Below are 571 nucleotides of genomic sequence, written 5' to 3'. Positions count from 1 at the left end.
AACATCGGCCACACCCAGGCGGCGGCCGGCGTCGGTGGGGTCATCAAGATGGTGATGGCCCTGCGGCACGGGGTGCTGCCGGCGACGCTGCACGTCGACCGCCCGTCGTCGCACGTCGACTGGGACGCCGGAAACCTCACGCTGCTGACCGAGCAGCGGGACTGGCCCGCCGTCGACCGGGCTCGCCGGGCCGCGGTCTCCTCCTTCGGGGTGGGCGGCACCAACGCGCACGTCATCCTCGAGCAGGCTCCACCGGCACCACCCCTGCCGGCGGCCCCGCAGGCCGTCCCGCTGGTGGTCTCGGCGCGGTCGGTGTCGGCGTTGCGGGAGTACGCGGGGCGGTTGAGCCCGGACATGGCGTCGGCTCTGGTTTCGGCGCGGTCCTTCTTCGAGCACCGGGCGGTGGTGGTCGGGGATCCGGAAGCCGGTTTGGCGGCGTTGGCGGCGGGTCGTGCGGCACCTGGGGTGGTGCGGGGAGAGGCGGTGGAAGGGCTTCGGGCGGTGTTTGTTTTTCCTGGTCAGGGTTCGCAGTGGGCGGGGATGGCGGTGCGGTTGTTGGATGCTGAGCCGG

Annotated in this window: 1 protein-coding gene; it reads left to right on the top strand. The window is 72.7% G+C overall.

The genetic code is table 11. The features are described from left to right. Nucleotides 1-571: ketoacyl-synthetase C-terminal extension domain-containing protein (locus ACLQ2V_RS28115; protein WP_425721730.1), on the top strand; the 571-nt coding region annotated here is incomplete at both ends.

Source organism: Micromonospora sp. DT233 (genome assembly GCF_049841815.1).
Taxonomy (GTDB): domain Bacteria; phylum Actinomycetota; class Actinomycetes; order Mycobacteriales; family Micromonosporaceae; genus Micromonospora.
The sequence above is the reverse complement of the archived record's forward strand: the minus strand, read 5'-3'. Positions and strand labels throughout refer to the sequence as shown.